General features: G+C 68.6%; 8 protein-coding genes. 3 read left to right on the forward strand and 5 right to left on the reverse strand.

Annotated features, from left to right (window positions below; translation table 11 throughout):
* Nucleotides 1-58 precede the first annotated feature (58 nt).
* The 4 genes from CCN37_RS37275 to CCN37_RS37290 form a co-directional block, all read right to left on the reverse strand.
* On the reverse strand, nucleotides 59-805 hold the full coding sequence (locus tag CCN37_RS37275) for a succinate dehydrogenase/fumarate reductase iron-sulfur subunit (protein WP_086830119.1): 747 nt from the start codon (nucleotides 803-805) through the stop codon (nucleotides 59-61).
* A complete protein-coding gene (locus tag CCN37_RS37280) occupies nucleotides 802-2,697 on the reverse strand; it encodes a fumarate reductase/succinate dehydrogenase flavoprotein subunit (protein WP_086830122.1) in 1,896 nt (631 codons plus the stop codon). The genes CCN37_RS37275 and CCN37_RS37280 overlap by 4 nt, the downstream gene beginning before the upstream one ends.
* A gap of 20 nt (nucleotides 2,698-2,717) precedes the next feature.
* Nucleotides 2,718-3,518, reverse strand: coding sequence for a hypothetical protein (locus CCN37_RS37285; protein ID WP_086830123.1), 801 nt, complete (start codon nucleotides 3,516-3,518; stop codon nucleotides 2,718-2,720).
* 69 nt (nucleotides 3,519-3,587) lie between these two features.
* Nucleotides 3,588-3,869, reverse strand: coding sequence for a hypothetical protein (locus CCN37_RS37290; RefSeq protein WP_086830134.1), 282 nt, complete (start codon nucleotides 3,867-3,869; stop codon nucleotides 3,588-3,590).
* A 323-nt stretch (nucleotides 3,870-4,192) separates the two neighbouring features.
* Here CCN37_RS37290 and edd point away from each other — a divergent pair, with 323 nt between their 5' ends.
* From edd to CCN37_RS37305, 3 genes are all read left to right on the forward strand, one after another.
* Nucleotides 4,193-6,055: a phosphogluconate dehydratase gene (edd, locus tag CCN37_RS37295; RefSeq protein ID WP_086830125.1), complete on the forward strand. Its 1,863-nt coding sequence runs from the start codon at nucleotides 4,193-4,195 to the stop codon at nucleotides 6,053-6,055.
* The gene (gene eda / locus CCN37_RS37300; protein WP_086830128.1) at nucleotides 6,052-6,678 is read left to right on the forward strand and encodes a bifunctional 4-hydroxy-2-oxoglutarate aldolase/2-dehydro-3-deoxy-phosphogluconate aldolase; all 627 of its coding nucleotides are present in this window, start codon (nucleotides 6,052-6,054) and stop codon (nucleotides 6,676-6,678) included. Before edd ends, eda begins: the two co-directional genes overlap by 4 nt.
* Nucleotides 6,679-6,798: 120 nt before the next feature.
* The gene (locus CCN37_RS37305) at nucleotides 6,799-7,005 is read left to right on the forward strand and encodes a cold-shock protein (RefSeq protein ID WP_086830129.1); all 207 of its coding nucleotides are present in this window, start codon (nucleotides 6,799-6,801) and stop codon (nucleotides 7,003-7,005) included.
* Here CCN37_RS37305 and CCN37_RS37310 read toward each other — a convergent pair.
* Complete coding sequence (locus tag CCN37_RS37310; protein ID WP_246843546.1) at nucleotides 7,002-7,679, reverse strand: HAD family hydrolase; 678 nt, start codon at nucleotides 7,677-7,679, stop codon at nucleotides 7,002-7,004. The two genes, CCN37_RS37305 and CCN37_RS37310, sit on opposite strands and share 4 nt — an antisense overlap.
* Nucleotides 7,680-7,718: the final 39 nt, after the last annotated feature.

Genomic DNA, 7,718 nt, shown 5'->3' on the forward strand with positions numbered 1-7,718 from the left:
GTACCCGATGTGGCATTTGTTTCGCAAGACGGAACAAATGCCACATCGGGTACGAAAATCACTTCTTGCGGATGCGGCGGAAGAGGTGCTGGAGCGGGTCGTAGCGGCGGTCCGCCACGCGCTCCTTCAAGGGAATCAGCGCGTTGTCGGTGATCTGGATGTGCTCAGGGCAGACGTCGGTGCAGCACTTGGTGATGTTGCAGAAACCGAGCCCGTGGTCGGCCTGAGCGGTCTCCACGCGGTCCTCGGTGTCCAGCGGGTGCATCTCCAGCTCCGAGATGCGCATGAGGAACCTGGGGCCGGAGAAGGACTGCTTGTTCTCCTCGTGGTCGCGGACGACGTGGCAGGTGTTCTGGCACAGGAAGCACTCGATGCACTTGCGGAACTCCTGCGAGCGCTCCACGTCGACCTGCTGCATGCGGTACTCGCCCGGTTTCAGCCCCTCCGGCGGCTTGAACGAGGGGACCTCGCGCGCCTTCGTGTAGTTGTAGGACACGTCGGTCACCAGGTCGCGGATCACCGGGAACGTCCGCAGCGGCGTGACGGTGATCGTCTCGTCCTCGGTGAAGGTGGACATCCGGGTCATGCACAGCAGGCGCGGGCGGCCGTTGATCTCCGCCGAGCACGAGCCGCACTTGCCCGCCTTGCAGTTCCACCGCACCGCGAGATCGGGTGCCTGCGTGGCCTGGAGCCGGTGGATGATGTCGAGGACGACCTCGCCCTCGTTGACCTCCACCACGAAGTCGGTCAGCTCGCCGCCCTCGTCGTCCCCGCGCCAGACGCGGAAGTTCGCCTTGTAGCTCATGGAAGCTCCCGGTGTCCGGCCAGTTCGGGGTCGGTGTAGTACTTCTGCAGCTCCTCGCGCTCGAAGAGGTCGAGCAGGTCCGAGCGCATGTCCAGCTGCGGCAGGCTGGTCACCGACACCCCGTCGCCGTCGACCTCGCAGCGCAACAACTGCTTGCGCCACAACGGGTCCATGCCCGGGAAGTCGTCGCGGGTGTGCCCGCCCCTGCTCTCCGTGCGCAGCAGCGCGGCCCTGGCGACGCACTCGCTGACCAGGATCATGTTGCGCAGGTCGATCGCCAGGTGCCAGCCGGGGTTGAACTGCCGGTGCCCCTCGACCGCGGCGTTGCGCGCGCGGACCTTGAACTCCTCCAGCTTCTCCAGCGCCTTCTCGATCTCGCCGCCCTTGCGGATGATGCCGACGAGGTCGTTCATCGACTGCTGGAGCTCGGTGTGCACCGTGTACGGGTTCTCCACCTCGCCGCCCTCGGCCGCGTTGAACGGGGCCTGCGCCCACTGCGCCGCACTGTCCACATCGGACTGCTGGATCGACGGCCTGGCCTTCAGACCATCCACATAGGACGAAGCGCCGAGTCCGGCCCTGCGCCCGAACACCAGCAGGTCCGACAGCGAGTTGCCGCCGAGCCGGTTCGAGCCGTGCATGCCACCCGCGACCTCACCGGCGGCGAACAGCCCCGGCACGGTGGACTGCGCGGTGTCCGGCTCGACCTCGACGCCGCCCATGACGTAGTGGCAGGTCGGGCCGACCTCCATCGCCTCGGCGGTGATGTCGACGTCGGCCAGCTCCTTGAACTGGTGGTGCATCGACGGCAGCCTGCGCCGGATCTCCTCGGCGGGCAGACGCGTTGACACGTCGAGGAAAACGCCGCCGTGCGGGGTGCCGCGCCCCGCCTTGACCTCGGAGTTGATCGCGCGGGCGACCTCGTCGCGGGGCAGCAGCTCCGGCGGCCTGCGGTTGTTGTCCGGGTCGGTGTACCAGCGGTCGCCCTCGGCCTCGTTGTCGGCGTACTTGTCCTTGAACACCTCGGGGATGTAGTCGAACATGAACCGGCGACCCTCGGAGTTGCGGAGCACGCCGCCGTCCCCGCGCACCGACTCGGTGACCAGGATGCCCTTCACACTGGGCGGCCAGACCATCCCCGTGGGGTGGAACTGGATGAACTCCATGTTGATCAGGCTGGCCCCGGCGCGCAGCGCGAGCGCGTGGCCGTCGCCGGTGTACTCCCAGGAGTTCGAGGTCACCTTGAAGGACTTGCCGATGCCGCCCGTTGCCAGCACGACCGCTGGAGCCTCGAAGAGCACGAAGCGGCCCGTCTCGCGCCAGTAGCCGAAGCCGCCCGCGATCGCGTCGCCGTCCTTGAGCAGCTCGGTGATCGTGCACTCGGCGAAGACCCTGATGCGCGCCTCGTAATCGCCGGTGGCCCGGAAGTCCTGCTGCTGCAACGACACGATCTGCTGCTGGAGGCTGCGGATCAGCTCCAGGCCGGTGCGGTCGCCGACGTGCGCGAGCCTCGGGTACTCGTGCCCGCCGAAGTTGCGCTGGCTGATCCGGCCGTCCTTGGTGCGATCGAACAGCGCGCCGTAGGTCTCCAGCTCCCACACGCGGTCCGGGGCCTCGCGCGCGTGCAGCTCGGCCATCCGCCAGTTGTTGAGGAACTTCCCGCCGCGCATCGTGTCGCGGTAGTGGACCTGCCAGTTGTCCCGGGAGTTCACGTTGCCCATCGCGGCGGCGATACCGCCCTCGGCCATCACGGTGTGGGCCTTGCCGAACAGCGACTTGCAGACGATCGCGACGCGCTTGCCCTGTTCCCGCGCCTCGATCGCCGCGCGCAGCCCGGCCCCACCGGCACCGATCACCACGACGTCGTAGGCGTGGCGCTCGATCTCAGTCATAGAAGCAAAACCCTCGCTCTTCAGTTGAACAACCGCAGGTCCGTCAGCACGCCGCTGGCCACGAGCGCCACGTAGAGGTCGGTGAGCCCGACGGAGATCAACGAGGCCCAGGCGAGCTGCATGTGCTTGCCGTTGAGCTTGGAGATCGTCGTCCAGAGCCGGTACCGGACCGGGTGGCGGGAGAAGTGGGTCAGCTTGCCGCCGACGATGTGCCTGCACGAGTGGCAGGACAGGGTGTAGGCCCAGATCAGCGCGACGTTGACCACCATGATCAACGTGCCGAGGCCGACACCGACGCCACCGTCGGCGCCCTTGAAGGCGATCACCGCGTCATAGGTGAGCACGCCGGCCACGGGGATCGCGGCGTAGAAGAAGTACCGGTGCAGGTTCTGCATCACCAGCGGGAAGCGCCGCTCACCGGTGTACTTCGCGTGCGGTTCGGCCACCGCGCACGCGGGCGGGGACAGCCAGAACGAGCGGTAGTAGGCCTTGCGGTAGTAGTAGCAGGTGAACCGGAAGCCGAGCACGAAGGGCAGCACGAACAGCGGGGGCGTGATCAGCCAGCCCAGGTCCGGGAACCACCTGCCAAAGTGCGCCGCACCCTCGACGCAGGCGTCGGACAGGCACGGCGAGTAGAACGGCGCGAGGTAGTTGTACTGGGGAACCCAGTAGTTCGCGTTGGAGAAGGTGCGGACGAGACCGTAGACGACGAACGCCGTCAGCCCCGCAGCGGTCAACAACGGCGACAGCCACCACCGGTCGGTGCGAAGCGTGCGCGCCTCGATGCGCGCCCGGCCGGTGGGGCCGGTTGAAGCGGTCATAGTGTCCTCGGTCTGCGCGGTCGGGACACCAGCCCTACGGACGGCAGGACCCGACCGCGGACCGAACGCTCATCTGCGGTGCGGGCGATAACCTCCGACGCCTTCGTCGTCCGCGCCGTCCCACAGCTGCGGGTCGTACGGCGTGTCCGGGACGACGACCATCTCGGCCTGCCTGGGCATGGGGGCCATCCGCCCGCCAGCCAGTTCGGCCGCGTCGATCTCCAGCCGTTCGATGTCGTTCGCGATGCGTCGCACAGCAGGGGTGTCGCCGTACCGCCCGCGGAGAGCGGACATCGTCTGGCGCAGCTCGTCGATGGAGCGTTGCAGGGCAGTCAGTTCCGTGTTCGGCATGCCGAACACCTCCGTCGGCGCATCGTGGTGGTGGCCAGACTCTGCACCCGCCCACCCCCGTGTGACAAGGGACACACGCCGTGAACCCCCATTGATCGCAACGGTGATCGAGATCACCCTCAAGGCGGCACGGCGTCGCCACAAGAGAGTGACCTGCGGCACAGCGTTTCCGCAACCGGGATGTCAACCTTCTGGATCGTTTTTGTGGTTACCTACGTGTAACCCGTAGAGTGTGAGGTCTGTCGCACCCGAGTGGCGCCATCGTCGTCGTCAACCGGCCCGGAACCCCCTTTCGAGTCCGTGACAACGACGAGGAGTCTCAGATGAGCGCGCCCTTGCACCCGGCGATCGCCGCGGTGACCGAGCGCATCGCAGCCCGTAGCGAGCGCACCCGCTCCGCCTACCTGCGCAAGATCGCGGCCGCCGCGTCCCAGGGCCCGGCCCGTGGCGCGCTCGGCTGCAGCAACTTCGCGCACGGCTTCGCGGGCTGTGTCGGCGAGGACAAGCAGTCCCTGCGCGAGCTGCGCGGCGCCAACGTCGCGATCGTCTCCTCCTACAACGACATGCTCTCCGCGCACCAGCCGTTCGCGGAGTACCCGGACTGGCTCAAGGACTCCATCCGAGCCGCGGGCGGTGTCGCGCAGTTCGCCGGTGGCGTGCCCGCGATGTGCGACGGCATCACCCAGGGCCGCGCGGGCATGGAGATGTCGCTGTTCAGCCGCGAGGTCATCGCGATGGCGACCGGTGTCGCGCTGTCGCACGACATGTTCGACGCGGCACTGCTGCTGGGCGTCTGCGACAAGATCGTGCCCGGCCTGATGATCGCGGCACTGTCCTTCGGGCACCTGCCGACGATGCTGATCCCCGCGGGTCCCATGGCCTCCGGCCTGTCCAACCCGGAGAAGAGCCGCGTCCGCCAGCTCTTCGCCGAGGGCCGTGCCGACACCAAGAACCTGCTCGACGCCGAGGCCGCGTCCTACCACTCGCCCGGCACGTGCACCTTCTACGGCACCGCGAACTCCAACCAGCTCGTCATGGAGGTCATGGGCATGCACCTGCCCGGCTCCTCCTTCGTCGCGCCCAACACTCCGCTGCGCCGCGCGCTGACCGAGCACGCCGGACGCCGTGTGCTGGAGATGACCAACGGCGGCGACGAGTTCACACCGGTCGGTGAACTGGTCGACGAGCGCGTTGTCGTCAACGGTGTCGTGTCGCTGCTGGCAACTGGTGGCTCGACCAACCACACGATGCACTTGGTCGCCATCGCCGCGGCTGCGGGCATCAAGCTCACGTGGGACGACTTCTCCGACCTGTCGGCGGTCGTGCCGTTGCTGACCCGCGTGTACCCCAACGGCTCCGCGGACATCAACCACTTCCACGCGGCTGGTGGAGTGCCGTATCTGATCGGTCAGCTGCTCGACGCCGGCCTGGTGCACGGTGACGTGAAGACGGTCGCGGGCTTCGGTCTCGACCGCTACCGCCAGCAGCCCGAGCTGGTCGACGGAGAGCTTCGGTGGGTCGACGCGCCTGCTGTCAGCGGTGACGAGTCAGTGCTTCGCCCGCACACCAAGCCCTTCGCGGCTGACGGTGGCCTGCGCGTGCTGCACGGGAACCTGGGCAACGCGGTCATCAAGGTGTCCGCGGTGAAGCCGGAGCACCGGATCGTGCTCGCTCCCGCACGCGTGTTCACCGACCAGGCGCAGTTCAGCGCCGCGTTCCGGGCTGGCGAGTTCACCGGCGACATGGTCGTGGTGCTGCGCAACCAGGGCCCGAAGGCCAACGGCATGCCGGAGCTGCACGGGCTCACCCCGTCGCTGGGTGTGTTGCAGGACAGGGGTTTCAAGGTCGCGCTGGTGACCGACGGGCGGATGTCGGGTGCCTCGGGCAAGATCCCGGCGGCCATCCAGGTCACCCCGGAGGCCGCGGCGGGCGGACTGCTCGCCAAGGTGCGCGACGGCGACATGATCCGGCTGGACGCCGAGAACGGCGCGCTGGAGGTGCTGGTCGGCGACGCCGAACTGGCCGCGCGCGAGATCGTCGACGGCCCGCCCAGCGACGACGAGTGGATCGGCACCGGGCGCGAGCTGTTCACCGCGCTGCGCCGCGCGGTCGGCCCGGCAGACGGTGGCGCGATCGCCTTCGGCACGATGGACCAGAACCAGACGCACGTGGAGGCTTCCCGGTGACAACGGCACACGACTTGCTCGACCTCTCCCCCGTGGTGCCGGTGGTGGTCATCGAGGACGAGGCGCACGCGGTGCCGCTGGCGCAGGCGTTGCTGCGCGGGGGGATCGGCGTCATCGAGGTCACCCTGCGCACGCCCGCCGCGCTGGCCGCGATCGAGCGGATCGCCGAGGAGGTCCCGGACATCGTGCTCGGCGCGGGCACCGTGACCGCCCCGGAGCACGCCGCCAAGTCCGCTGCGGCGGGCGCGCGGTTCCTGGTCACGCCCGGCACCACGGACACGCTGCTCGCGGCCGTGAAGGACACCGGGCTGCCGTTCCTGCCCGGCGCGGCCACCGTGTCCGAGGCGATGCGCTTGGCCGAGCAGGGCGTGGAGGCGCTGAAGTTCTTCCCCGCCGAGCCCAGCGGTGGCGCGGAGTTCCTCAAGGGCCTCGGCGGCCCGCTCCCGCACCTGAGGTTCTGCCCGACCGGCGGCATCACCCCGCAGAGCGCGCCGAAGTACCTGGCGCTGCCGAACGTCGGCTGCGTCGGCGGCTCCTGGCTCACGCCGAAGTCCGCCGTGGCCGCGCAGGACTGGGGTGCCGTCGAGGCGCTGGCCCGCGCGGCGCTGGCCCTGCGGGACTGATTCTTCGCGAACGGGTGACACGCCTTGCCCCTTCGCGGTGGGCACTGAAGAGTTCAAGACCAGGGCCCGGTATCCGGGCCCTGATCTGTTTTTCTGGTTCACCGTGAGGATTGAAGACTGATGGCTACAGGCGTTGTGAAGTGGTTCAACGGCGAAAAGGGTTTTGGCTTCATCTCCCCGGACGACGGAGGCCCGGACGTCTTCGTGCACTTCTCGGCCATCGACAGCAGCGGCTACCGCTCGCTGGATGAGAACCAGAAGGTGGAGTTCTCCACGACCCAGGGCCCCAAGGGTCCGCAGGCGGAGCAGGTCAGGCCGCTCTCCTAACCTCGCTCGACCTGGATGAGCTGGAGGGCCTCGGGGATCGAGTCGGCCACCGGCACCCCCGTGGCCTCCAGCGCCGTCCGGCTCATCACGCCCGTGGTGACGAGCACGCAGTGCGCGCCGACCTGCTGCGCCGCGAACGCGTCGTCCACCACGTCACCGATGAGCACGGCGTCGGCCGGATCGATCTGCTGCGCCTGGAGGTGGTGCGCGAGGTGCTCGGCCTTGGAGTCGCCACCCACCTCCGTGCGCAGGCCGTCCACCCGCTGGAAGAGGTCGAGCAGCCCCATCTCGGTGATCAGCGGGACGAGGCGGTCGTGGAACCACATCGACAGCAGTGACTGGGTGCGCCCCGCGTCCCGCCACTCGTGCAGCAGCTCGGGAACTCCGCGCGCGAGCCCGCAGGTGTGCAGCAACTGGTGGTAGCGGTCGTGGTAGAGCCCGTCGATCCTGGCCCAGTCCTCAATGCTCAGCGGGCGGTCCAGAACGCGCTCGTAGCACTGGAGCAGCGGACGGCTGAACAGCCCGCGCCACTCGTCCAGGGTGAGCTCCTGGCGGCCGAACCCCGAGCAGACGTCATTCACGGCGGCGAGCACCGCGTCGTTGTCGTCGAGCAGCGTCCCGTTCCAGTCCCACACGATGTGCTTGGCGCTCAGCGCCATCCCAAGACTCGTCACCGCACCGAGCCTAGGCACACCCCACCCCCGCCCCCAACG

It is taken from the genome of Allokutzneria sp. NRRL B-24872 (genome assembly GCF_002155965.1).
GTDB lineage: Bacteria > Actinomycetota > Actinomycetes > Mycobacteriales > Pseudonocardiaceae > Allokutzneria.